The organism is Paenibacillus sp. sg306046 (assembly GCF_059821225.1).
On record NZ_JCAMRT010000103.1, the window covers coordinates 1 to 551 of the forward strand.

Annotated in this window: 1 pseudogene; it reads right to left on the reverse strand. The window is 39.7% G+C overall.

Annotated elements, in window-relative coordinates:
- Nucleotides 1–228 precede the first annotated feature (228 nt).
- Nucleotides 229–551, reverse strand: a pseudogene (locus AC6ROY_RS25485) (IS4 family transposase); the annotation flags it as partial.

The following is a 551-nucleotide window of genomic DNA, read 5'->3' on the forward strand; positions in this document are numbered from 1 at the left end:
TTCGATAGATTCTATCTAGAGTATACCATACAGGAAAATATAGTAACGTTATTTTAGGTTCTTTGTACTAGTTATTTAGAGGATTATATTCTAATCGCCACAGGCTCATCAAATGGCTTAAGAAAAAATGCACTAATAAAGATTTAAAAAAAATTACTTCCTACTCAAAATTGGGAATTAGATAGAGCCTCCGCCTCTGATATATGGGCAATTGTAAAAATGAATAACTCAACTTTCGCAGCTTAAATTACCGAATAAACCCTTGATGTATAAGGGCAAATCGGTTATCCATTCTTGCAGTTGACACAATACCGTATGTTTGCTGCTTTTGTTCTTTGCTTTGGCCATATCTAAGAATAAGGACATAAGTTGTTGAAGAGCGGTCTGGTAATCCAGGTCACGAACTTCATCCGCATACAAGAAGAATAGCCCGCCGAGCGTACGTGTGTCTCCCGCTTGTCGCCGCTCAAATTCCATGACTAGATAGCGGCTAAACACGACGGTCGTGTGGCAAATGAGCATGTCAAAGGATCGCCCCTGAAACTCGGTTC